Source organism: Gluconobacter sp. DsW_058 (genome assembly GCF_002153615.1).
In the GTDB taxonomy this organism is placed as follows: domain Bacteria; phylum Pseudomonadota; class Alphaproteobacteria; order Acetobacterales; family Acetobacteraceae; genus Gluconobacter; species Gluconobacter cerinus.
Window position 1 is genome coordinate 91,771 of the sequence record NZ_JOPH01000033.1, and the last position, 22,787, is coordinate 114,557.

28 protein-coding genes and 1 tRNA gene are annotated in these 22,787 nt (G+C 54.1%); 15 read left to right on the forward strand and 14 right to left on the reverse strand.

Annotation, left to right across the window (positions count from 1 at the left end; translation table 11 throughout):
• Window positions 1–51: 51 nt before the first annotated feature.
• Complete coding sequence (locus HK24_RS06545; RefSeq protein WP_233126151.1) at window positions 52–1,209, reverse strand: hypothetical protein; 1,158 nt, start codon at window positions 1,207–1,209, stop codon at window positions 52–54.
• Window positions 1,210–1,227: 18 nt separating this feature from the next.
• Between HK24_RS06545 and HK24_RS06550 the strand changes: the two genes are divergently transcribed.
• On the forward strand, window positions 1,228–1,869 hold the full coding sequence (locus tag HK24_RS06550; protein ID WP_046900896.1) for an ATP-dependent Clp protease proteolytic subunit: 642 nt from the start codon (window positions 1,228–1,230) through the stop codon (window positions 1,867–1,869).
• A gap of 54 nt (window positions 1,870–1,923) precedes the next feature.
• A complete protein-coding gene (locus tag HK24_RS06555) occupies window positions 1,924–2,913 on the forward strand; it encodes a hypothetical protein (RefSeq protein ID WP_086633786.1) in 990 nt (329 codons plus the stop codon).
• Between the two features lie 231 nt (window positions 2,914–3,144).
• Here HK24_RS06555 and recA read toward each other — a convergent pair whose 3' ends face one another.
• From recA to flgB, 7 genes are all read right to left on the reverse strand, one after another.
• Entirely contained in the window at window positions 3,145–4,182 is a 1,038-nt protein-coding gene (recA, locus tag HK24_RS06560) for a recombinase RecA (protein ID WP_086633787.1), read from the reverse strand.
• A gap of 197 nt (window positions 4,183–4,379) precedes the next feature.
• Window positions 4,380–5,456: a flagellar biosynthesis protein FlhB gene (locus tag HK24_RS06565; protein ID WP_086633788.1), complete on the reverse strand. Its 1,077-nt coding sequence runs from the start codon at window positions 5,454–5,456 to the stop codon at window positions 4,380–4,382.
• 3 nt (window positions 5,457–5,459) lie between these two features.
• Window positions 5,460–6,287 carry a flagellar biosynthetic protein FliR gene (locus HK24_RS06570; protein ID WP_086633789.1) on the reverse strand — a complete coding sequence of 276 codons (828 nt, stop codon included), beginning with the start codon at window positions 6,285–6,287 and terminating at the stop codon, window positions 5,460–5,462.
• Window positions 6,284–6,556, reverse strand: coding sequence for a flagellar biosynthetic protein FliQ (locus HK24_RS06575; protein WP_086633790.1), 273 nt, complete (start codon window positions 6,554–6,556; stop codon window positions 6,284–6,286). The genes HK24_RS06570 and HK24_RS06575 overlap by 4 nt, the downstream gene beginning before the upstream one ends.
• A gap of 3 nt (window positions 6,557–6,559) precedes the next feature.
• Complete coding sequence (locus HK24_RS06580; protein ID WP_046900070.1) at window positions 6,560–6,880, reverse strand: flagellar hook-basal body complex protein FliE; 321 nt, start codon at window positions 6,878–6,880, stop codon at window positions 6,560–6,562.
• Window positions 6,881–6,883: 3 nt separating this feature from the next.
• Complete coding sequence (flgC, locus tag HK24_RS06585) at window positions 6,884–7,291, reverse strand: flagellar basal body rod protein FlgC (protein ID WP_086633791.1); 408 nt, start codon at window positions 7,289–7,291, stop codon at window positions 6,884–6,886.
• A 13-nt stretch (window positions 7,292–7,304) separates the two neighbouring features.
• Entirely contained in the window at window positions 7,305–7,697 is a 393-nt protein-coding gene (flgB, locus tag HK24_RS06590; protein ID WP_086633814.1) for a flagellar basal body rod protein FlgB, read from the reverse strand.
• Between the two features lie 206 nt (window positions 7,698–7,903).
• On the opposite strand from flgB, the gene HK24_RS06595 reads away from it, so the two are divergent.
• Entirely contained in the window at window positions 7,904–8,197 is a 294-nt protein-coding gene (locus tag HK24_RS06595) for a flagellar biosynthetic protein FliO (RefSeq protein WP_086633792.1), read from the forward strand.
• On the forward strand, window positions 8,194–8,931 hold the full coding sequence (fliP, locus tag HK24_RS06600; protein ID WP_046900066.1) for a flagellar type III secretion system pore protein FliP: 738 nt from the start codon (window positions 8,194–8,196) through the stop codon (window positions 8,929–8,931). Before HK24_RS06595 ends, fliP begins: the two co-directional genes overlap by 4 nt.
• Here the strand turns inward: fliP and HK24_RS06605 are convergent, their stop codons facing one another.
• Entirely contained in the window at window positions 8,932–10,326 is a 1,395-nt protein-coding gene (locus HK24_RS06605) for a gamma-glutamyltransferase (RefSeq protein WP_198942079.1), read from the reverse strand.
• Window positions 10,327–10,527: 201 nt separating this feature from the next.
• On the opposite strand from HK24_RS06605, the gene HK24_RS06610 reads away from it, so the two are divergent.
• From HK24_RS06610 to folE, 4 genes are all read left to right on the forward strand, one after another.
• Window positions 10,528–11,292: a DsbA family protein gene (locus tag HK24_RS06610; RefSeq protein ID WP_198942080.1), complete on the forward strand. Its 765-nt coding sequence runs from the start codon at window positions 10,528–10,530 to the stop codon at window positions 11,290–11,292.
• A gap of 328 nt (window positions 11,293–11,620) precedes the next feature.
• Window positions 11,621–12,385: a dihydropteroate synthase gene (gene folP, locus HK24_RS06615; RefSeq protein WP_086633794.1), complete on the forward strand. Its 765-nt coding sequence runs from the start codon at window positions 11,621–11,623 to the stop codon at window positions 12,383–12,385.
• Window positions 12,382–13,269 carry a 2-amino-4-hydroxy-6-hydroxymethyldihydropteridine diphosphokinase gene (folK, locus tag HK24_RS06620; RefSeq protein WP_086633795.1) on the forward strand — a complete coding sequence of 296 codons (888 nt, stop codon included), beginning with the start codon at window positions 12,382–12,384 and terminating at the stop codon, window positions 13,267–13,269. The genes folP and folK overlap by 4 nt, the downstream gene beginning before the upstream one ends.
• Window positions 13,270–13,277: 8 nt before the next feature.
• The gene (gene folE, locus HK24_RS06625) at window positions 13,278–13,916 is read left to right on the forward strand and encodes a GTP cyclohydrolase I FolE (protein WP_046900061.1); all 639 of its coding nucleotides are present in this window, start codon (window positions 13,278–13,280) and stop codon (window positions 13,914–13,916) included.
• Between the two features lie 6 nt (window positions 13,917–13,922).
• Here folE and HK24_RS06630 read toward each other — a convergent pair whose 3' ends face one another.
• Genes HK24_RS06630 through queE form a run of 3 tightly spaced genes read right to left on the reverse strand, consistent with a single transcriptional unit; the run spans window position 13,923 to window position 15,792 of the window.
• Window positions 13,923–14,456: a 6-carboxytetrahydropterin synthase gene (locus tag HK24_RS06630; protein ID WP_086633796.1), complete on the reverse strand. Its 534-nt coding sequence runs from the start codon at window positions 14,454–14,456 to the stop codon at window positions 13,923–13,925.
• Window positions 14,453–15,154: a 7-cyano-7-deazaguanine synthase QueC gene (queC, locus tag HK24_RS06635; protein WP_086633797.1), complete on the reverse strand. Its 702-nt coding sequence runs from the start codon at window positions 15,152–15,154 to the stop codon at window positions 14,453–14,455. Before queC ends, HK24_RS06630 begins: the two co-directional genes overlap by 4 nt.
• Window positions 15,151–15,792 carry a 7-carboxy-7-deazaguanine synthase gene (gene queE / locus HK24_RS06640; RefSeq protein ID WP_086633798.1) on the reverse strand — a complete coding sequence of 214 codons (642 nt, stop codon included), beginning with the start codon at window positions 15,790–15,792 and terminating at the stop codon, window positions 15,151–15,153. The genes queC and queE overlap by 4 nt, the downstream gene beginning before the upstream one ends.
• 122 nt (window positions 15,793–15,914) lie before the next feature.
• On the opposite strand from queE, the gene HK24_RS06645 reads away from it, so the two are divergent.
• Both HK24_RS06645 and HK24_RS06650 read left to right on the forward strand, forming a co-directional pair.
• Window positions 15,915–16,754, forward strand: a complete 840-nt coding sequence (locus tag HK24_RS06645; protein WP_046900057.1) for an ABC transporter permease — start codon at window positions 15,915–15,917, stop codon at window positions 16,752–16,754.
• Window positions 16,755–16,758: 4 nt separating this feature from the next.
• On the forward strand, window positions 16,759–17,523 hold the full coding sequence (locus HK24_RS06650) for an ABC transporter ATP-binding protein (protein ID WP_086633799.1): 765 nt from the start codon (window positions 16,759–16,761) through the stop codon (window positions 17,521–17,523).
• A gap of 10 nt (window positions 17,524–17,533) precedes the next feature.
• Here HK24_RS06650 and HK24_RS06655 read toward each other — a convergent pair whose 3' ends face one another.
• Together HK24_RS06655 and HK24_RS06660 are read right to left on the reverse strand one after the other, a co-directional pair.
• Window positions 17,534–17,770 (reverse strand): hypothetical protein, encoded by a 237-nt coding sequence (locus HK24_RS06655; RefSeq protein WP_086633800.1) that lies wholly within the window; start codon window positions 17,768–17,770, stop codon window positions 17,534–17,536.
• 188 nt (window positions 17,771–17,958) lie between these two features.
• Window positions 17,959–18,035, reverse strand: a tRNA-Asp gene (locus tag HK24_RS06660).
• A gap of 313 nt (window positions 18,036–18,348) precedes the next feature.
• On the opposite strand from HK24_RS06660, the gene HK24_RS06665 reads away from it, so the two are divergent.
• The 5 genes from HK24_RS06665 (at window position 18,349) to HK24_RS06690 (ending at window position 22,746) form a co-directional block, all read left to right on the forward strand.
• Window positions 18,349–19,200 (forward strand): retroviral-like aspartic protease family protein, encoded by an 852-nt coding sequence (locus HK24_RS06665; protein WP_233126152.1) that lies wholly within the window; start codon window positions 18,349–18,351, stop codon window positions 19,198–19,200.
• A gap of 121 nt (window positions 19,201–19,321) precedes the next feature.
• On the forward strand, window positions 19,322–20,791 hold the full coding sequence (locus HK24_RS06670) for a methyl-accepting chemotaxis protein (protein WP_233126153.1): 1,470 nt from the start codon (window positions 19,322–19,324) through the stop codon (window positions 20,789–20,791).
• A gap of 266 nt (window positions 20,792–21,057) precedes the next feature.
• Complete coding sequence (locus HK24_RS06680; protein ID WP_086633802.1) at window positions 21,058–21,417, forward strand: response regulator; 360 nt, start codon at window positions 21,058–21,060, stop codon at window positions 21,415–21,417.
• Window positions 21,414–21,707 carry an Hpt domain-containing protein gene (locus HK24_RS06685; protein WP_086633803.1) on the forward strand — a complete coding sequence of 98 codons (294 nt, stop codon included), beginning with the start codon at window positions 21,414–21,416 and terminating at the stop codon, window positions 21,705–21,707. Before HK24_RS06680 ends, HK24_RS06685 begins: the two co-directional genes overlap by 4 nt.
• A 4-nt stretch (window positions 21,708–21,711) precedes the next feature.
• Window positions 21,712–22,746, forward strand: a complete 1,035-nt coding sequence (locus HK24_RS06690; protein WP_143412301.1) for a hypothetical protein — start codon at window positions 21,712–21,714, stop codon at window positions 22,744–22,746.
• Window positions 22,747–22,787 lie beyond the last annotated feature (41 nt).

The window sequence follows — 22,787 nt, forward strand, 5'->3', positions numbered from 1 at the left end:
TTTTTCCGTAAGAGGAACAGTCCTTTACGGGGTCATGGCGCAGGGAAGGGGTCAGCCCCCAATCCTTACGCGTACACCGTCCCCAATGGCTTCCGCATGAATGCTGATGTCAGATGCCGGAACACCTCTTTTGACAAGAGCATCAGCTACGGCCCGGGCACGCAGGAGGCCCAGAGAGATTTCTCTCGCCTGATCTGCGGCGGAGAGCCCCGCATCCGCACTCATGGCTGCCCCAAAGCCCAGAATCGTCACCTTCTGCTTGCCGCGATGGGATAGCAGGCGCTGGTAATCTCCAGACGGGTCGCCCACTACATGATCTGTGGAAGGCTGAAAGCGGATCAGCGTTCCTTCGGGCGTGGAGCTGTCAATATCCGGGCGAAGCGGTCCGCTCAGATTGGCGTCCATTGGAATATCAAAGCCAGGAAACTGGGGTGGCGGTGGCGGTAATGCGCCAATCTGCGGATATTCCCCGGGAGGTGTCGGCGGGATCGATTTGGCGATGACGGGAGGAAGCGCTGCTTCTGGCTGCTTCTGCTGCTCAGACTTTACAGTCTTCACCGGTGCGGGCGCCTTGGCAGGCATTACGGGCGCGCTTGTCGCCGTATCTGTTGCGGCGGCATCCTGAGCAGGCTGCCCGGCAGACGTCATGGTCAGGCTGTTTTGTTCGTCTGAGTCCGTGCCCGTTGGATTAACGGCGGAAGGGGCAGTCCGGGGCGGCGGCGGCGGCGCTACCGGCAACGTGCCGCGTGCTGCGGTTTCACGCTGGGCAAGATTGCGCTGGGCTTCCAGCTGCATCGTGAGGTTGATGCGGGCTTCCGGGGACGGCATTTCCGGCAGTTTCGTGGGGGTGCGCCCTACATGCGGGTAGGGCTCGTTCTGGCCCGGCGGAGGCGGACGCAGCTTGGCAATTTCTCCGCCTTCGAAGCTATGCCACCACCCGGCGGTCGTATCGACAGGGTCCTGATGCTGGCAGCCGGCAAAGAGGGGAGTGGCCAGCAGCAGCATGAACGGGATCTTTCCCGCATTTCTGCGCGTTACCGCTTTCCCGGGATGCGTCATGTTCCCTGAACCCACTGTGCCGTTCCTGCCTTCGCCAAATCTCTGAACAGGGCGGAGACTAGCCGTTCGTGATCGGGATGGCGAGACTTCGTCTTTCCCGGACTTGGCATGAAGGCAAACGAAGAGCAGGATAGGGGGATGAAGACGCACGATGGATCTGGAAACGACATGGACATCACCAGAATGACCCTTACCCGTCTGGACGACGAGCCCGATGCCCCAGAGGCCCCGGAAGACGACAACAAGACGCTGAACAGCCCGATCAGCGAACTCGAAAGCCGCCTGTTCGACCAGCGCAAGGTTCTGATCTTTGGTGGGATCAACGACAAGATCGCCCGTGACGTGACGGGGCGCCTTCTGGCGCTGGCCGGTTCGTCCGACAAGCCGATCGACGTCTATGTGAATTCCCCGGGTGGACATGTGGAGAGTGGCGACACCATCCATGACATGATCCGCTTCGTGGATTCGATTGCGCCCATCAACATGATTGGTACTGGCTGGGTCGCCTCTGCAGGTGCGCTGATCTATGCAGCGGGCCGCCCGGAGCGTCGCGTTTGCCTGCCGAATACACGGTTCCTGCTTCATCAGCCGATGGGCGGTGTGCGCGGTCCGGCAACGGATATCGACATTGAAGCTCGTGAGATCATCAAGATGCGTGAGCGTCTGAACCGGATTTTCGCCAAGGAAACGGGACAGACCTACGAGAAGGTCGCCAAGGATACGGACCGCAACTACTGGATGTCCGCGAAGGAAGCGATCGACTACGGGCTTGTTCACCGTATCATCCACTCCGCGACCGACCTGAAGTAAAACTACAAGCTCCAAGGGGCACGGCGTGCCGCAGGGCACGCCGCGAAGACTATCATGAAAAGCCTGGCCGAAATCTATTCCCACCTTCCCGACGCACCGTCGGAGAAGACGCTTGAGCGCGTCGATTATGAAGCGCGCCATTGGAGCAGCCCAATCAAGGGGCCTCTCAAGCCGGGAACGGAAGAGCACAAGAAGGCTGTCGCGCAGATGTTTCGCGACACGTTCAATCCATACAAGCCTTCGGTCATTGACTGGCCGGAACTTGATCCGGAAACGCTGCATCGCATCACGTCCCTGCCAATCTGGGATATTGCTGTTCAGACTGAAGGCAAGGCACGCCTCCGTATGGCCGCCTATGCGGCGATGATTGATGACCCGGACATGAAGGACGCTCTGTCCCGCAATGCCTGGGAAGAAAATCGCCATAAGGAAGTTCTGACCAAGCTGGTTGAAGCCTACAAAATTCCGATGGCGCCTGAGCCTCCCTATGTGGAGCCGAAAGACACGGAATGGGCCTACCTGGTGACGGGCTTCTCTGAATGTGTGGATAGTTTCTTTGCCTTTGGCCTGTTTGCCTTGGCTGAGCGTGCAGGGCTCTTCCCGCCGGAACTGATCGAGACATTTGAGCCTGTGATGCAGGAAGAATGCCGCCACATTCTGCTGTTTGCGAACTGGCTGGCCTGGCACCGGGCAACAATGCCGTTTTGGAAGCGCCCATGGTTTGAAGCGCGTGTTATCGGCGTCTGGATCTTCCTGGCGTATGAGCGCATGGGCTTGGCGCGCAGCATCGACGAGAGCGGTGAAGAGCACACGCAGGACAATAATTTCACGGTCACAGGGGCCAAGGATATGACGAATATGGACGTCAATGTTCCTGACCTGATGCAACTCTGCCTTGATGAAAATGACCGCCGCTTTGCAGGCTATGATCCGCGGTTGCTTCGGCCGACAACCACTCCGGCCATTGCGAGAGCGATTATCAAGGGAGCAAAGACATGGGCATGTCTGCGCAGCAAGCTATGCCCCGCGAAGTCTGCCGCCTGAAATAATTTTTGGAACTTCGGAAGACCAAAAGGATCAGGTTCGCCTGATCTTTTTTTATGCCCTGTTTCAGGTCTTTAATCTGCCGGAGGGCCCATAGCTATCAGGTCTATGCCTTGCAATGCTTTGGGCTGAAGACAGGGCAAGAAAGCGTTTCTTCAATCTGATATTGGCTTTGCTGTCTTCCAACAGACAAAAAAAGAGGCCCCTTGTCGGAGCCTCTTTTTGCTGAAATCAATCTTCAGCTGATGCGTCGTCGTCACTCTCTGGGCCTGTCATCATGGCTTCTGCCACGACCCCGGCTTCAGAACGTACGCGACGCTCGATTTCCTGTGCCATTTCAGGATGGTCTCGCAGGAACTGCTTGGCGTTTTCACGTCCCTGACCAATGCGCTGGCTATCGAAAGAGAACCATGCGCCGGATTTCTCGACGATGTTCGCTTTCACGCCAAGATCAAGAAGTTCACCGACCTTACTGATGCCTTCACCGTACATGATGTCGAACTCAACCTGACGGAACGGCGGGGCCATCTTGTTCTTGACAACTTTGACGCGCGTCTGGTTTCCAACGACTTCATCCTTGTCCTTGATGGAGCCGATGCGCCGGATATCAAGACGAACGGAAGCGTAGAACTTTAGCGCGTTACCGCCGGTTGTGGTCTCCGGGTTGCCGAACATCACGCCGATTTTCATGCGGATCTGGTTGAGGAAGATGACCAGTGTGTTCGATCGTGAGACGGTTCCGGTCAGCTTGCGCAGGGCCTGGCTCATGAGGCGGGCATGAAGGCCGACGTGGCTGTCGCCCATATCGCCTTCGAGTTCTGCCCGGGGGACCAGCGCGGCCACTGAGTCCACAACCAGAACATCAATGGCGCCGGAACGAACCAGCGTATCGACAATTTCCAGCGCCTGCTCACCGGCATCTGGCTGGCTCAGCAGAAGGTCATCGACGTTGACGCCGAGCTTTTTGGCATATCCAGGGTCAAGCGCATGTTCCGCATCGATAAAGGCGACCGTACCGCCCTTTTTCTGTGCTTCAGCCAGAACATGCAGTGCCAGCGTGGTTTTGCCGGAGCTTTCCGGCCCATAAATTTCGACAACACGGCCGCGGGGCATGCCGCCAATTCCGAGAGCGATATCAAGCCCTAGGGAACCGGTTGAAATGACGTCAGCCTGCTCTTTCGGGCGCTGGCCCATCCGCATGATCGACCCTTTGCCGAACGCACGCTCGATCTGGCTGAGAGCGCCTTCAAGCGCCTTGGTCTTGTCCATTCAATCCTCGTAATCGTTCATGGCTGGTGGGTAGGAACACGATAGACCTTGCCACGCCCTCCGCATAGGAGGGCACCTCTCACCAGAGAGAATTTCATCGTATTCTGAGGTGTCGTGTTCACAAATGTTCTGGTCACCATATCATGAGAACAAGCGGCTTCGCCAAGGGGGTAGCATTAGAAAAAAGAAGATTCTTTTTATCTGATCGGAGAATGGTTGCCGGCTGGCCTTCTGAGTTTCCATACATAAGCGATGACTGCGGCCACGACCTTGAAATGCTCTGCCGGAATTTCACTTTCGAGAGGCAAGGGATAAAGAGCGCGGGCCAAAGGAGGATTCGCTACGATGGGTACGCGATGGTCCTGTCCTAGTTCGCGAATGCGCGCGGCTACCTCGTCAACACCTTTGGCAACGATCTTAGGGGCACTTGATGCCCCCTTTTCATAAACAAGTGCGACGGCATAGTGCGTTGGATTGGACACAATGACCGTAGCGGTTTTTACGGCGTCCATCATGCGCTGCCTGGCTACCTTGGCGCGCATCGCTTTCAGTTTTCCTTTAACGTGCGGATCGCCTTCAGTATTTCGGTATTCTTCCTTGAGCTCTTCCCGGCTCATTTTGAGTTTGGCTGTATGCCGAAAGCGCATCCAGAAGATGTCGCCTCCAGCAATCACAAGTTGAGCCAAAATCATGCCTGTGGCGCCACTGAGCCCCAGACGAATAACAGTCGTCAGAATGGCGCTTGCGTTGAGGCCTGTCATACTCCGGGCGTCAGGGATAATGCCTTTCGCCAGGTGCCAGAGTACAGTTACGAAAATAAGTAGTTTGACGAGCGCTTTGAATGTATCCGGCAAGGTCCCGCCGCCCAAAATCCTCTTAAGACCTCCCATAGGAGAAACACGGGACATCTTGGGGAGTAATGATCCGGGATGAATCAGAAAGCCGGTTTGCAGGAAACCCACACCGAGCGTGAGTGCCGTGATAAGCCCTGCTATGGGAAGGGCGAGTGCAAGGCCTGCGGTGATGGTGTGTTGCGTTGTGGAAAGAAGGCCGCCCTGTACCATCGAAATGGTTCCGGCATTGTCCATGAGACTTTTCATGTTGTGCACAAAGTTGGGCACAAAAAACGGAAGAAGCGCGAAAATACCCAGGAGGCCGCCGAGCAGGACAGTAAAGCTCATGGCTTCTCGAGAAAGAACGATTTGTCCGTCGTCTCGGGCTTTCTGGAGCCTTTGTTGCGAAGGGGCTTCTGTTCTGTCTTCTGCGTCTGCCACGCGTCAAAGCCCTGGCAGTGCACGGAGCACATCGAAAGCCTGTCCTTGCCAGACTGTCAGCATAGCCTGAAGTGTTAACCCCAGGAGCGCAATGCCTCCCAACATTTGTAAAGGGTTGGCGGCATTATAAATTTGCAGATTTGGGAGCAGCCTCGTCATGATCCCGAGCATCATTTCCCAGACGAGCGACAGGATCAGAAATGGAGCGCTAAGCTCTAGCCCAAGGGAAAATGCCTTACCCGTCATCTGAATAATACTGCGCGCCGCATCTCCCAGAATGGGCCAGTGTGGAACTGCAGCATGGTTCATGAGCGCCCCTCCCGGCGGAATGAGGCTGTAGCTGCCAATTACTGCGTGAATTGGCAAAAGGTAGGCACCGGTGTTCAACAGGATCAGAGGGGCGAGCAGATTCATGAAGCGTGCGGGCGCTGAGCTACTGGAGCCAAGGTCGGGGTCTGGCTGGAGCACGCTGGAAATACCGATGAACATGGCGATCATCTGACCGGCAATAGGGAGCGCCATCGTAATCAGGCGTGCAATCCATCCGATCAGAAGGCCAGCGAAAAGCTCCACAGATATCATTCCTGCGAGCGCTATCGGGCCGAGCGTGTCGAGCTGCGAAGTGTTCAGCAAAGGGAGAACCAAGGGAAGGATCAGAAAGGTAAGCGTCAGAGCAATTCCTGCTCTGATCATCATGGGGAGCGACTGTTCCCCCAGTCCTGGCATCACCATGACCGTCGCACCCGTTCGGCAAAGAACCAGCACAAACGCCAAGGCCCATTCTGTCAGAGCCTGTCCTGACAGATCCGTTGGAAAAGGAAACGATGTCACGTTGTTCCGACGAGAATGAGCTGATCAAACAGATGTCGGGTGAACGTCAGTAGGGTTGCCGTCATGAAGGAGCCTGCCATCACCATGACAACACCGATGGCGATTACTTTGGGGACAAAGGACAATGTGCTCTCATTCAGCTGCGTGACGGCTTGAAAGAGTGACACCAACAGGCCAACGGCCAGCGCAGTGAGGAGAGCCGGAGCGCTCAGTTTGAGGGCGACAATGAAGGTCTGCTCCAGAATTGCGCCCAGATCGATTGCCTGCATTGGTCAGATCGTCATTTTCATAACGTCCTGGTACGCCTGCACCATTCGGTCTCGAAGAACCGTGGACGTCTGAAGCGCGAGCTGGGCGTTGGATACGGCTGTGACGATCTGGGTCATGTCCCCGCCGCCATGCAGTCCGGCAGCAGACTGTGCTTCTGCATCATGGCCAGTGTTGATGACGCTGCTGACCGCCTGCGACATGACAGAGCCGAAATCGCCTGAGGCAGCCGTGCCATCAGGAACGTCGTCCGTCACTCCTGTCTGAAAGCGGCTCTGAAGGCTTTGGGCGTATGCGCTATGCGCTTGGGAGAGGGACGTAATCATGAGTTATTTCAACAGGTCCAGTGTGCGGGACAGCATGGTACGGGTGCTTTGCATGGTGTTGAGGTTGGCTTCGTACGAGCGTTCGGCTTCGCGCATGTCCATCATCTCCACCATTGAATCCACGTTGGAAATTTTCACATAACCCTGTGCATTGGCCGCTGGATGAGACGGGTCATACTTCGTCTGGAAGTCAGACATGTCCCGGCCGATTTCCTGCACATCGACGGTGGAACGATCCGTGTCGTTGTCCACGTGTTCTGCGAAGGTGATGGTTTTTCGTCGGTAGGGATCCGCGCCAGGTGTGGAGCCTGTCGTGTCTTGGTTGGCAAGGTTTTCGGCCACAATCAGCAGGCGCTGGGCCTGAGCATCCATCCCGCTGGCAGAAATGCCGATGGTGTTGGAGAGGTTCATGGGTCAATTCCCCTTATTTGCCGAGAACTGTCTGAAACATGCTCATGTATTTTCCGTAGATATTGACTGCGAGATGCTGCTGGTCGCTCACGTCTGCCACCTGTTCCATCTGCTGATCGAGGGAAACCTGGTTGCCATCCAGAGACTGCTCGGTTTCAACGTCTTGCACATGCGTGACGGAGGCTGATGAGCCGATATGTTGAGGTTGCGTCGCTGTGGGCGTGATCTCGAACTGGCTTAATGCCGCTTCAAAAGGGGAGACATCCTTGGGCGTGTAATCAGGGGTATCTGCATTGGCGATGTTACCTGCAAGAACCTGCTGACGCGCCTGAAGCCAGTTCAGACGGTCCTGACCAAGGGCAAACAGGTTTGTGCCACTGGTCGCTTTGGTGTCCGTGTTGCGCATTGCTGCAGTTTCCCTCCATGCAGAACCCTGTTTCGGCCCGATAGAGTTGATCATGGCGGAAAGTGCTTAACGAATGGTTGATACCATCCATGATTCTCCGGCCTCCGATGATAATCGGGCGCGTGATGAGCAGAATTCCAGCCGCTATTAGGCGTCTATTAATCTTTGTCCGGCACTCTTTTCCAAAGTGAAGGAAATACGGTGCCATGACCCTCCATGACGGTTTAACTGCCTGTTCGGCGTTAATGTTCATAATAGTGCTTCTTGTCGGTCTGAAGCCTTTGCTGAAGGCCGTCCGCTCTCGCCAGGGAGGGCATGGAAAGTCCGGTGCGGGGCTGTCTCTTGTGGGACAGATGGCCTTGGATCGCACCCGGCGACTTTCAGTCATACGGTACGGTAGCCGCGAAGTTCTGGTTTTGACTGGTGGCAGTCAGGATGTGCTGCTGGAATGGCATGGTGACAGAACCGGTTTTGCTGCAGCGCTGGAGGAGGCCTCGTGAAGTCCTGCCTTCTCCTCTTTGCGCTCCTGCTCTGTCTGTTGTGCCCGCATCTGGCATATGCTCAGGCCGTCAGTATTGATCTGGGGCAGTCCGGCGGGGCTGGAACGACCAGCAGGCTGGTGCAGCTCAGTGCCCTCATCACCGTTTTGTCGCTTGCCCCCAGTCTTCTGGTGATGGTGACAGCCTTTACGCGGATCGTGATTGTATTGTCGTTGCTCAGAAGCGCACTCGGCGCGCAGGGCACGCCGCCGAACACCGTTCTGATCGGGTTGGCGCTTTTTCTGACGTTATTTGTGATGCAGCCTACGCTTCAGAAATCCTGGGATACAGGCGTCGCTCCCATGATGGCGGGGCAGGTTGGTGAGATGGAAGGGTTAAGCCGGTCTGCGCAGCCTTTTCATGATTTCATGGCCGCTACGGCACGGCCTGCAGACATTTCAACCTTTCTGGACATTGCCCATGAAAAGCCGCCTCAAAAAATTGAGGACACACCGTGGCGTGTTCTTGTGCCGGCTTTCATGATTGGAGAGCTGCGGCGCGGTTTTGAAATGGGATTTCTGCTGTATCTGCCATTCCTCGTCATCGATCTCGTTGTTTCGAGTGTCTTGATGAGCCTTGGCATGATGATGCTCCCCCCCAGCACAGTGTCTTTGCCCTTCAAACTGATCTTCTTTGTGATCGTCGATGGCTGGTCACTGGTGGCGGGGAGCCTTGTAAGAAGCTTTACCGGGTAATCAGTTCGTTGTTCCCGCGGCAAGGCCTGCGCCGCGCGGATCGGTGTTTCCGTGGCAGTTATTGCCGTCAGTGCATGTTACTGCGTTGACGCGACCTGCGCCGGAATGGGCAATTTCTGCCCCCTGAGTTGCAGCCCGTGCCGCATCGCCTACAGCATCCGCAGCATCATTCTGGCCAGACGCCGCAATCGCAGCCTTCAATCCGCGACGGTCTCTCAGAATTGCCGCTGCGAGGAGGGGGCGAGGTGTCGCGGCGGGAGATGCACCAAGTACGATGCCCGTGCTGCCAGCGATACGGCCTGTTCCAAACAGATTGTTCTCGCTCAGGCTGCAAGCAACGGCCATGCCATTACGGTCTGTGACGACAAAGGATGTGGAGGCTGGAAGTGCAGGAAGAGCGCTACCTCCTGTCTTGCCGTTATCCAGAGCTGCCTGTGCGGCAGCGACATCCGTTGCGCCCGAAGCGCGCCAGGCGCTGACAGCGCCCTGGGCAGATGAACCGGTCGTATAGCGAATGGCTGCGCCAAGGCCGCCATCAGCGGGTGGCGCAAGGAACGAAGCGCTGATGCCGTTGGCTTGTGTGGTGAGAGCAACTGTCTCAACCGGCAGCGTTCTGCGTAGATCGCTGGTGTTGAGGCCCCCACCAGCTTTTTGAGCGGCTGTGCTGTAAACGTCCGCCAACGCACCGTTATATAAATCGCCAACGCCTGCGGACCGAACCCGTTCCAGGAAGCCAGCCAGACGAGGCTGGATCAGAGTATCGCCAGAAGTCAGGGTTCCAGCTTCGCCACGACCGAAGATTGCCCGTGCATTTTCGTCAGCCAGAAGGGCAGTGCGTACGACCGCCAGATCAGAGGCAAGAGCCCGGCTCACGGTGATACCGTTGCTGGCAAGGTTCATCGAGGGAGCGATCAGGTCGTTGAATTCAACCGAGCCATAATGGTGATGGATCAGGAACAGGCCGCGGAGCGTGGCAGGCGTGGATGCCGGGCGATTGCCACCAGCACTGCTTCCCGCAGCGGGGAGGAAACTGATGCTCTGAGCAGGGGCGCCGGGCTGGGATATGAGGCATGCGCCTCCACCGCCCAGAGACGCGCGGGAAGGAAGGGTCACACCAAGGGCAATGGCTGTGGCCACTGCGGCGTCTGCAGCATTGCCTTTGCGTGCCAGAACATCGTGGCCAACAAGTGCTGCCTGTGGTTCATCAGCGACCACTGTGCCGATGCTGCCTGTGAGAGCCGGGGCAGGAGCTGTGCCCACGAGGGACGTGAAGCCAGGAATGCTTGAGCAGGCAGTCAGCAGGAGCCCTGAGGCTACCGAAGCCAGAAGGTGGAACGACACGCGGCCTGCCTTACGGGAGCCGCGGAGGGAAATCTGGTTTCGACGGTGCGCCACCTGGCGTTTCTCCACTATCTGGTCTCGGGTCCGGCAAGTGAGATGCTCCCCATTCGGAAGAGACCTCACATTCAGTTTGCTCAGTCATAACGGTAATCCCTCTGTTGTGGGAGAGGTCTTGGGCGCTTCTCTTTGTGACAGTCTTTCATTAATGGCCGCGGACAGTTACGGTGCCGCGTCTTCTGCAATCCGGAGCCTTCTGTGAAACATCGCCTGTCCGCAACGGTTTTCGCCGTTTTTGCTGCGCTTTCTTCCTACGGGAATGCTGCGATGGCCGCTTCGGGAAGCCCCTCAGAAAACTTTACGCCTGCACAGCGTGCCGAAGTGGTTCAGATCCTTCGGCAGGCTCTGAAAGAAGATCCTTCCATTCTGACGGATGCCATCCGCTCCCTGCGAGAGAAAGCGGAGCAGCAGAAACAGGATTCGGCTCTTGAGGCTGTAAAAACGCATCTGCATGAGTTGCAGACGGCTCCTGACTATGCTGTTCGCGGTAATCCGCACGGAAAAATTACCGTGGTGGAATTCTTTGATCCGCGCTGCTCATATTGCCGGGCCATGATGCCGGAAGTTGATCGTTTCCTGGCACGTCATCCGGATGTCCGTCTGGTTGAAAAGGTTATTCCAGTTCTGGGAAGCGGCAGCGTGCTGGATAGCCGGGCCATTTTCGCTGCCAGCGCGCAGGGGAAATATGACGTGATGCGTCAGGCCCTGATGGCGGATACCACCAAGCCGACCATGGAACGGATTACGGAGCTTGCGAAGGCAAACGGTCTGGATGCCGATCGCCTGAAAGCAGACATGAGCTCGCCTGCTACTGTCGCTCTGATCACGACCAATCTGGATCAGGGGCGTGCGATCAATCTTGACGGGACGCCGACGTTTATTTTCGGTTCGGCTGCCGTCGCTCCGGGAGCTCTTAATGAAGAGCAGATGGAAGCCTTTCTGGAGCAGGCTAGAAAATCCTGAATTCTTAAGAGAAGTTCGTAGGTGCCGGAAGGGCCGTTGCAGGGAATGTGAAAAGCGTAAATTTCGGATCCCAATTAGTGCCGTAATTGAGTGCCATATGAGCATGGAGGCGTTCTCGTGAAGATCGTCTTCCATGTAGCAAGGCGAAAACTTCGCCACTGTCCGTTCACATGCGGACGGACTACGATGCAGGTCTCTTACAGTTGAAGAAGCTGGGATTCTCCGGCTCTTCTCGCACCAAGGTATATCGAAACTGTTCTCTCTGTTTCCGTCTGAAAATAGCACTTCACGTCTTTCTGGCTCCCCTTCAGGAAGACAGCCCTTATTGATGGGTATCCTGAATGTTACGCCGGATTCGTTTTCTGACGGCGGTCATTTTCAGGCCCCGGAAACAGCGCTGGCACACGCCCGGTCCATGCTCACTGATGGTGCCGATATTCTGGATATCGGGGCGGAGTCAACGCGACCCGGTTTTCGCTCAGTGCCGGCCGATGAAGAATGGGCACGGCTTGAGCCGATTATTAACCGTCTTGCGCCCGAGGGCGTTCCAATCTCGGTCGATACAACGAAAGCCGTGGTCGCTCGGAAATCTCTTCAGGCGGGCGCACGAGTTATCAATGATGTCTGGGGCTTTCAGGCCGATCCAGATATGGCGTTCGTGGTGGCAGACAGGGGAGCTTCGGCGGTTCTCATGCACAACCGGCACGATTGTGATGATCAACTGGACCTATTGGCGGACTGGCGCCGGTTTTTTGATCATTCACTCAATTTGGCTGAAAAGGCCGGGGTAAAGAAAGACTTCCTGATTCTGGACCCGGGAATTGGTTTTGGAAAAACACAGGATCAGAACGTCCAGGCCGTGGCCTCCCTTGGTATTCTGAGACAGGAGTATGGTCTGCCGGTCCTTCTGGGTCTCTCCCGGAAGTCTATGTTTGGATATCTGCTAGGGCGTCCTGTAGATGAACGGCTGGCGGGAACCCTGGCTGCCAATCTTTTCGGTGCAGATGCTGGCGCTGATATTCTGCGTGTTCATGACGTTCGGGAGCATGCAGATGCGCTGGCAATGCGCCAGATCCTGAAGGACTGTAAATGATTACCGCCCCGCTGACTGCCGTCTTTGTTCGGGATCTTTGTCTGTTCGGCTATCATGGCGTGTTGCCGGAAGAGAACCGGATCGGGCAACGCTTCATCATTGATATCGAGATTCGTGCAGATCTCTCAGGGGCTATCGAAACAGACGATTACCTTCAGGCCGTCTGCTACGGCACTTTGTGCGATATCGCTTCTGACATCGTGACCGGAAAGCCCATGGGCCTGATAGAGGCCCTGGCGGGACGGATTGCTGATGAGGTCTTGAAGCGACTGGGGCGTGTTGAGCAGGTGTTTGTGACCGTGCGCAAGCCGTCTGCACCTGTGCCCTATCCGGTATCGGAAACCGCGACGACAGTTGAGCGCCAGCGGGTTCATGAGGTTGCGTTCTCGCTGGGCGCCAATCTGGGGGACCGTGAGGCAATTCTGGCAGCCGCAACAGATTGCCTGTCTCTGGAGAGTGGCTTGCAGCTTCTGAGCGTCTCCTCCTTGTACGATAGTGCGCCGTGGGGTGGGATCGATCAGCCGGGATTCGTCAATCTGTGTGTAACGGGTCAGACAACGCTGCGTCCTCATGCAGTGCTGGCGATTTGTAAGCGGATTGAGCGGGAGTTGGGTCGGCTGCCGGGTGTCCGCTGGGGCGCGCGGGCCATCGATATTGATCTTCTTCATTATGATGAATGCAATATTTCTGACCGTATTTTGACGCTGCCGCATCGTCATGTGTTTGAGCGGGCGTTTGTTCTCGAGCCTCTGGCGGAAATAGCGGCAGAGCGTGTGATTGGTGGACGTCGGGTGGCGGACGCGCTAGCAGTCCTGCCTCGAACCAGCGGAGATGTGACCCGGCGTGACCCGGATCGTGCCGCTTCGGGAAACGAAGGAGCCTGAAACCCGACATGACTGACCGGAACGCCACGGCTGCAAAAGCCAGCAATGAAGATCTGCGTCCGCTCGAAGGCTTGTCTCGGCCTGCCGATGCGCAGGAGCGGATTGCGGGCGCAGTTCGTACAATTCTGGAAGCGATCGGGGAAAATCCGGAACGCGAGGGCTTACATGACACGCCTCAGCGCGTGGCAAAGATGTATCTGGAAGTGTTCGAAGGTCTGTATGAAGACCCGCGCGATCATCTGAAGACGCAGTTCTCAGCAGACCAGCATCATGGTGCTGTTATCGTCAAAGATATCCATTTCCATTCCATGTGTGAGCATCACCTTCTTCCGGTGCATGGTAAGGCGCATGTGGCCTATCTGCCGGCAGGCGGGCGTTTGACGGGCCTTAGTAAGCTGGCGCGCGTTGTGGAAGGTTTTGCTCGACGTCCCCAGTTGCAGGAGCGCCTGACCGATCAGGTCGCGCAGGCCATGGAGGATGTGCTGGCGCCGGAAGCTGTTCTCGTTGTGATTGAAGCCGAGCATATGTGCATGAGTATGCGCGGTGTACGCTCGCCTGGTTCCACTACGGTTACAATGATTGCCCGTGGAACCTGGAAGCATGATCATGCAGCCCGCATGGAGATCCTGTCTCTTCTGCGAAGCTGACAGGCTTTAAAGATCCGATATGCTCATGTCTGCCCGGTTCCACCAGCAGGCTTGGGCAGCGCGCTCGACTTGCGGAAGATAGAATGAGGGATCGCCGCTGAGCTTGACCGTATTGGTCGGGGTTTCTTCAAGCTCAATTTCATGAACACGAAGCTTTCCGCCCTGATCGGCTAGAATGGCTGTCAGCTTGGCAAGCAGAAGCGCGATCATGACTTCGGTCGTAGGGTCGCCTGGCGTGACGACGATCCTGCGTGCGCGTTCAGGCTCGTGATCCCGGAACCATGCCAGCAACGGGTCTTGCTCCGATAGCTGCAAAGCATGGTCGAGACTGTTGTCTATGAAATCATGCCAACGGGTTTTGGCCTCTGTAAATGGCAGGATCATGTTCTGGTGACCATCCAGCCGTTTCTCGTCGACGGGCCGGAGTGTAACCTTCACATATTCATTATGCCCATGGGGAACCGCACACTTTTCACTGGTGCCAGTAATAAGCCTGTGGCCCATGCAGAAACGGCGCGTAAAGACGAGTTCTGCGGTCATGCTTTGCTCTCGCAATAACGGCGCCATCCTTCAGCACGGAGCTGGCAGGCCGGGCATGTGCCACAGCCATAACCCCAGGCGTGCTGATGTGTGCGATCTCCCATATAGCAGGAGTGGCTCTCCTGATTGATAAGATCTACGAGTGCTTTTCCACCCAGTTCTTCCGTCAGATCCCAGGTTTGGGCTTTGTCGATCCACATCAGGGGCGTGTGCAGCACAAAGCGCCGGTCCATGCCCAGGTTCAGGGCAACCTGCAGTGCTTTGATTGTATCGTCGCGGCAGTCCGGGTAGCCCGAATAATCGGTTTCACAGACGCCCGTAACGATATGCTTGACGTTGCGACGATAAGCCAATGCTGCTGCGAACGTCAGGAAGATCAGGTTGCGACCTGGCACAAAGGTATTGGGCAGACCACTTTCGTTGAAGCCAATTTCGGCTTCTCGGGTCAGAGCGGTCTCGGACAGGGCACCAAGGGACGCCAGACCAATGGTATGATCTTCACCCAGCCTTGCTTTCCATTCTGCAGAATGGGCTGCCATCTGCGCGCGCAGTGTGTCACGGCACTCAAGCTCGACAAGATGTCGCTGTCCGTAAGCGTAACCTACCGTCTCAACACGATCGAAACGGGACAGAGCCCAAGCGAGGCAGGTTGCTGAATCCTGGCCGCCAGAAAACAGGACAAGGGCGGCGTTGCTCATGGAATTCCGATCATCTTGTGAGTTTGCAGGGAAAGGCGCCAGCGCGGATGTGCCAGACAATACGCAACAGCAGCCTGCGTGTTCTCCAGGCGGTTCGGTCCATCCATTGGCTGCAACCAGAAGTGCTGGAAGGATAGCGTGTCGAACAGTTCGGGCGGAAGCTCGATCTGGGGATATACGAGCTTCAGTTCCGAGCCATTTTTTTGGACCATGGCGCCACCCGGCTTGGGGCTGACACAGATCCAGTCGATCCCGTCCGGTGCGACGATTGTTCCGTTGGTTTCAACGGCAATCTCAAACCCCCGGGCCTTAACGGCAGCAATCAGTTCCGCATCCAGTTGGAGAAGTGGCTCTCCTCCTGTGAACACAACATAACGGCGGCCCGAAGCATCAGCGACGCTTTGCCAGCATTGTTCGATCGTATCCGCCAGAGTCGCAGCGTCCTGAAAGCGGCCGCCTCCTTCACCGTCGGTTCCAATAAAATCCGTGTCGCAGAAGCGGCATGCTGCCGTTTCACGGTCCTGCTCTCGGCCTGACCACAAGTTGCACCCGGCAAACCGGCAGAATACCGAGGCGCGACCCGTCTGCGCACCCTCTCCCTGGAGGGTGACGAACATTTCCTTCACAGCATAAGACATGACCGCAGCATTTCGGCGAGGACGCGGCCAGATGCAAGGGAAAACATTCTTTTATCTGCGGACAGGTGTTTCGACGGCCCGCAGGGGTGGGCAGAAACGTCTTTCATGGTAGGGAGAAGCCCATGGAAGACAGCAACTCCCGTACTCCCATACTCGATCTGGCTCCCCAGAAGGGATTCGGCCGTATCCGGGCCGCATTGGATGACCTGAAGGCCGGCTTTCGGCTGCTGCCACTGGCTGTTGCTCTTGGCTGGCTGGACATCAAGCTCCGATATCGCGGGTCAGTGCTGGGGCCATTCTGGCTGACACTTTCGACCGCAATCATGACGGCAGCCATGGGGGTGGTCTACGGCTATCTTTTCCATATGGATCTGCCGCATTACCTGCCATTCCTGTCGCTTTCGATTGTATTGTGGGGGTATGTCAGCGGCGTCATTAATGATGCGGCAACAGCTTTTACTCAGAGTACGTCGCTATTCCATGCCAGAAGAATTCCCGCCACACTGCCGGTTATTCGACTGATTGTCCGTAACGTGCTGATGCTGCTTCACAACGTGGTCGTGATTGCCGTTGTGTTTGGCATCTATCATATCTGGCCCAAGCAGAGCTGGAGCCTGCTTCTGAGCGTCCCGCTCTGGCTTCTGGACAGTTTTTCGATCATTTTGCTGATTGGTATGCTGGGGGCACGCTTTCGGGATATTGCACCGATCATGGCGTCACTACTGCAGATCTTCTTTTTCGTCACGCCTGTGATCTGGAAGCCCGATCTGATCTATGCCGGGCGCCAATATCTGCTGCTCGATCCCTTTTACCCCATTATTGAAGTCATGCGTGGCCCACTCATGGGGTACGAGGTCAGACCCGTTCTTTGGTATGCTGCTATCGGACAGGGCATCCTTCTTTGGGCTGCTGCTGCTGCATTGTTCTGTCGTATGCGTGCCCGTATTCCATACTGGATCTGATGTAATGCCAAGTATTGTCGTTGATCAGCTTCGGATCGACTTTCCCCTGTATCATGGCCAAAGTCGCTCATTGAAGCGGCATGTAGGGGGCAGGTTATCCAGTCTTCGTCCCGGTTCTCCGGCAGCGCATCTTGTTCAGGATGGCCGTGAGAGAACTATTGTTAGCGTTTTACAAGATATCAGCTTCAGTCTCGCGCCGGGTGAGCGGCTTGGTTTGATCGGCCGAAACGGTGCCGGTAAAACGACACTTCTTCGTTCGCTCGCGGGTATTTACGAGCCAGTACACGGGCATGTTCGCCTGGAAGGCTCAATCGGGACATTGCTGGATAGCAGCCTTGGCATGAACATGGAGCTGACAGGACGCGAAAATATCCGCCTGTTTGCGCTACACGGTGGCCTTTCCAAGCAGCAGACGGCGCAGTTGGATCAGGATGTCGAGGCATTTGCTGATCTGGGCAGTTATATGGATATGCCCGTCAAAGCCTATAGCGCAGGAATGACGGTTCGATTGGCTTTCGGTTTGGCAACAGCCATGACGCCGCAGATCTTGCTCATGGACGAATGGTTCTTGGCCGGGGACGGTGCCTTTATGAACAAGGCACGGGAACGGTTGGAAGCCATGGTTGAGCACGCGGACATCTTGGTGATTTCAACCCATCAGCCAGATATTATGCGGAAATGGTGTACGCGGGTTATCTGGCTGGAAAATGGGAAAATCCGGATGGATGGACCTCCAGATAAGGTTCTGGAGGTTTACCTCACAGCCTGAGTGAGTCGGCTCAGGCCATTGTATCCAGGCTCCTGCTTTTGTCAGTGGCTCCAGACGTGCTGCTTGTTGTGCTTTCAGAAATAATATTGCCGGACGAATCTGTAACTGTGGTGGTGACAGTGCCATCAGCGTTTGTCGTCGTGGTTGTCTCTTCGGCGGAAGACGACGCGTTCGAGCTCTGGCCGGTTGCTGTGGCATAGAGCGCCGACATATTGGAAGCGGTACCAAGAGCAGAAATGGAAGACATAAGTGCATCCTGAGAAGATGAGAGGATGCTTAGAGTTTCTGCTTGGGAGGTTAAGAATTTCTTACGAAATCAAAGGCTCTTTGTAGCTAAATGTAACGCTAATTACTTAAAAGCTAAAAGACGGAAAATCCCGTTTTTACTGTAGATTTTTTTGGGAGGAGGATTTAGTGGCCACTCTTTAAGGAGAGTGGCGCGAGTGACGGGGCTCGAACCCGCGACCTCCGGCGTGACAGGCCGGCGCTCTAACCAACTGAGCTACACCCGCAAATCGCTTTAGGCGATCTTTGGACCGTCCGTTCGGGGCCGTGTTGGCTTCCTCTTGGTCGGTGGCGGTGATTTAGCAGCGTGCTCTGGGGGTGGCAAGAGCGTTTTTTAAAAAAATGCTTTTTTCGAACAAAAAAAATGACTTGCAGGAGAAACGTGACCTGCGGACAGTGTAACTGTTTGAAACGTTTGATTGGGTACGTGCGGTAATGCGGGTGTTGAAGCGATTGGGAGCCGTTGGACTCCTTTCAGGGGTTCTATCGGCTTGCGCACCTACCGGACCTCATAATTGCAAGCTGTATATCAGTGGCGTCATGCCCATCATCAATGAGTCTGGATCGCCGATTGTCCGAGCCGGCATAAATGGGCATCCGGCGGCTCTTATAGTCGATACCGGGGCTACGACTTCTGTAATCGGGAGTGCCTATATCTCGCCGTTTGGACTGGAAGTCATGGGGCCGGTCGGTACCATGACGGGTGTAGGCGGCAGCGAACTCGTTCAGGCTGTTCGCATCAAGAGCCTGGAAATGGGGCCATCCAGCGCCAAGAATTTTGCGGTCATCGCCGGTGGGAAGTTTGGGGGGCATGCTAATGGTCTGCCTGTCGTTGGGCTGTTCGGGCAGGAATTTCTGGCAAACTACGATACCATCGTCGATGTGCCTGATCATGTTGTCCAGTTGGTTCGCACGGAAGACTGTTCGTTTCCGACACCAGGGTGGGACGGAACAGTCCACAAAATTCCCGTGACCCACTCTTCGACAGATGGATTGAAAACGAGGCTCCAGATCAAGATTAATGGCAAACCAGCCGAGGCCATCCTGGATACAGGTGCTTCCTCAACTCTCGTGACAATGAGTGCAGCACGAAGGGCAGGGGTCACTCAGGCTATGCTGAATAATGATCCCGTCATGCCTGGCTATGGGGTCACGCGAGACCCTATAAAAATCTACCGACATTTCTTTTCTACGCTGGAAATTGGGGACATTGTTTTCAGAAACATCAGACTGGATGTTGTTGATGATCTTTCAGAAAGCGATGTTCTTCTTGGTAGTGACTTCCTGAAGCATTACCGGGTTTGGATCTCTCGGGATGATTATCTTTACGCTCAACATGATAAAGATATTCCTGCTGCAGACGCGGGTCAGAGTACAGCCTCGCAGCCATAATCCCTGAACGCCCTGTCAGCGCTGTTAACGGAGTATAAATCAGTCACTGGTAAAACAGCCCTTCATGCCTCTCGTGCCGTGCGGACTTGGGGCAGGTTCTGTTTTGACAGGGTGATCTGGAATGTTCTTTTCGCGCGAGCCTGTACGCCCTGAGAGCAGTGGCATTACATTACCGCTGCTGTGCGTAATTCTGGCGTTTCCTATGATGCTGCTGTTTGGAGCAGCGTACTGGCGCGTACGCGAAATGTCTGGCTACGGAATTTTAAATTGCCTTGCGCCAGATGCTTTGGTTTTTCTGGGCATAATTCTCTCCGACATTCTGATCTTTTGGAAAGTGTTTCTTCCAGCCAAGCGGCTGTCGTACGGCTTGTCTCAACTGGCAGTTCAGGATGTCTTCTCTTCTGGTAACCTTTTTCCTGATCTCGCTGGCGTGCATGAACGTTTGCTCGGTCTGCAAACTGACCTGGAGAGAAGTCAAAAGCGTGCTGTCGAAGCGCAGGCTTCCATAAAGAACGCTCAGGAAGACGCTAATCGCTCTCAAAGCGAAGCGATGGCCGAGGCGGCCTCACGCGATGAGATGATAGACGTACTTGGGGCTGCGTTAAAGAACCTCAAAGCCGGTCGCCTTGACCAGAAACTGGAAGAAGCGTTCCCAGCAAAATACGAGCGCCTTCGACAAGATTTCAATGCGACAATGACTGATCTTCAGAGAATCCTGATGTCTCTGAATGATAGCGTCGGAACAATTTCTTCTGGATCTGCCGAAATTGCGTCTGCCGCCGATGACCTTGCCCATAGGACGGAACAGCAGGTCAGTCGACTTGAAGAGACGACGCAGTCCGTTGGAAGTGTGACGGAGACGGTCAAGAAGACCGCAGACGCGGCAATGCATGCCAGTATTGTGGTGACCCAGACGCGTGAGCGCGCTGAGAGTTCTCGAGATGTCATGGCAGCAGCAATGGCTGCAATGCTTGATATTCAGCAATCATCCAAACAAATCGGGCAAATTCTGGGGCTTATCGATGATATTACGTTCCAGACAAACCTACTGGCGTTAAACGCTGGCGTAGAGGCAGCCCGGGCTGGAGATGCTGGACGAGGGTTTGCTGTTGTCGCCACAGAGGTGCGAGCTCTCGCTCAGAGATCGGCCAATGCTGCGAAAGATATCAAAAATCTTATTACGTCCAGCACGCAGCAAGTCAGCAAAGGGACGGTGCTTGTTCAGGAAACTGGTGCTGCCATGAAGACCATCGTTGAAAAAGTCGGCGAGATCAGCGTGCTAATTGGAGAAATCGCGACTGCTGCGCAAAGCCAGGCAAACGATCTGTCTGAAATTAGCCTGGCAGTAAACCAGATGGATCAGAATACGCAGCAAAATGCAGCAATGGTCGAGCAAGCGACGGCTGCAAGCCATAACCTCAGCAAAGAAGCGCGAGAATTGGTGCAGATTGTTCATCATTTTCATGTCGGCGATCGGAACGTATTTGGAGCCGTTCATGCGCAGTTCGATCATAATATCGTTCCCGCGACCTCTTTATTTTCAACGCACGATTTTCAGACCTCTGATGACGGCTGGGAGGAGTTTCGGTGATGACAGTGCTTTGTCTCCCGGCGGATATGGGAACTGCATTTGCAAAGCATTTGTTGCAGCAGCTTAGAGACCAAGCGACAGATATTGTTTTGGATGGTGGCGCTGTCAAACGTCTGGGGGGGGCGGTGTTTCGAAATTTTACTCTCAGCTCAAAAAACAGCTCATGGGCGCCAAGTCCGTTTTTTTATTCAAAATCCATCCGTTGAATTCCAGAAAGCTCTCGAATTGTTGGGAGGCACCTTCCTACTCGAGAAGGAAAATAATCAATGAATATAATGATTGTTGATGATTCTAGAACGATCCGAAATATTCTACGAAATATATTGGAGAAAGCTGGATATAATGTCTGTCCTGCAGAGGATGGGTTGGACGCTCTAGAAAAGCTGGAAGTATTTGATCCGAATATTATTATTACGGATCTGAATATGCCACGAATGGATGGCTTAGAGTTTGTTAAAAAGCTGCGATCCGGACCTAAGACGCAATACGTGCCAATTCTTTTTTTGACGACTGAAGGAAATTCAGAGGTTCGCAACAAAGGACGTGAATCCGGGGCCACGGGATGGCTGTTAAAGCCATTTACTGCGGATCGCTTGCTTGAGACTATTGAGCGAGTGTTACCATGAACGATCAAGAAGGCTTGGAAGAAATTCGTCAGGTTTTTTTTCAGGAGTGCGAAGAGCACTTATCTGTACTTGAAGACGAACTCGGAAGCATCCGGACGTCTCCGGATAAGCTGTCGAAAATAAATACGATATTTCGTTCAGTTCACTCTATTAAAGGTGGAGCTGCAGCGTTCGGAATGGAAAATTTGGTACGTCTTGCTCATTTATTTGAGGAGGTACTGGAAAAATTTCGATCAGGTCTACTTGATATTGATCAAAGTTCAGTCGAAATTTTTTTTAAAAGCGACTGATTTTTTGTCTGATATTGTTTCATTTTATCGATTTGGTACTTCATTATCTGATTCGAATGAAACCTACGCTGATCTCAACCATTATTTAAATGATGGAATCGATCCAGATCAAAATTTGATATTGAATTCCATGGTACCGGAAGAGATAGATGAATTTAAATTTCAGCCGGTCAAAATAGATATCGTAGATCAAAAAGAAAACACGTTCTTTTTTGAAATAAATCCAAAATATTCATTTTATTCGAACGGTGACGATGTAATAAATTTTCTTGTATTTTTACAGAAAAAAGGAATTATTGAGGTTGAATTGGATGCTACTGAAGTTCCGTCTCTGACGTATTTTAAAGCAGATGTATGCTATCTCAAATGGAAAATAATTCTGAGGACACCTGAAGCCAGGGAGAATATTGAAGAGATATTTGAGTGGTCAGGGGGAGACCTTGGCTGCAAGTTTATCGAATCTCCCTTCTCCAAAGATGATTTAGAATTACAACCTTTACCCATCCCGACGCATGAAAGTTCAAATGATGGTTTAGTCGATCCTGCATTAGTGAAACGAGTTTCTCAATACGAAAATAAAGAGCATTCTACAATTCGTATTGATACATGCAGAGTAGATAAACTCGTAGATTTAGTAAGCGAGCTGGTTATTAACCAGGGAGCTATACGGACTCAGATGCAATCAAGTAATGTTTTGCCCGGATCGTCACTTGATATCGCAGTTTCTGAATTGAATCAGCTTACCCAAGAGTTACAAGAAAATGTAATGGCAATGCGTGCGCATCCCATTAAAGCTGTTTTTCAGCGTATGAACAGAATTGTGAGAGAGGCAGCGCGTCTTTCTGGAAAGCATGTGGTGTTTCATATCGAAGGTGAGGAAGCAGAGATTGACCGATCAATCTTGGAAAAACTTTCTGAGCCCTTAATGCACTTGATCCGAAATGCGATAGATCACGGTCTAGAAGAACCAGTTATTAGAAAAAATAGTAAGAAAAATAATGAAGGAAATTGGAGGGTTCGAAAAACCCTCTGGTATTGAGGTCTGCTCTGTGATTCCATTTTCCTTGCGTTGATTGGAGT